A 414-nucleotide genomic window follows, 5' to 3' on the forward strand; every position below is an offset into this window, starting at 1 on the left:
CCCGTGGATTTTCGCCAACGCCATTGATCGCGTGGAGGGCAAGCCCGCCTCCGGCGCGACTGTCATCGTGCGCGCACACAACGGCCAGTTCCTGGCGCGCGCGGCGTTCAGCCCTGTCTCGCAGATTCGCGCGCGCGTGTGGAGCTTTGATGAATCGGAGCCCGTCGACCACGCGTTCTTCAAGCGCCGCATTGCCGCCGCCGTGGCGTACCGCCGCGCGTGGGTGCACGACACCGACGCCGTGCGCCTCGTCATGGGCGAAGCCGACGGCCTGCCCGGCCTGATCGTCGACCAGTACGGCACAGGCGATGCTGGCCAGCTCGTCTGCCAGTTCAGCGCCGCCGGTGTGGAGCACTGGAAACAGGCGATCGTCGCCGCGCTCGTCAAAGAAACCGGGTGCCCGAACGTGTACGA

General features: G+C 68.1%; 1 protein-coding gene. It reads left to right on the plus strand.

From position 1 onward, the window contains the following. Positions 1-31: 31 nt before the first annotated feature. The coding region (locus FOE67_RS28415; RefSeq protein ID WP_438874335.1) for a class I SAM-dependent rRNA methyltransferase at positions 32-414 on the plus strand (383 nt) is incomplete at its 3' end.

It is taken from the genome of Streptomyces calidiresistens (assembly GCF_014141525.1).
Classification (GTDB): domain Bacteria; phylum Actinomycetota; class Actinomycetes; order Streptomycetales; family Streptomycetaceae; genus Streptomyces; species Streptomyces calidiresistens.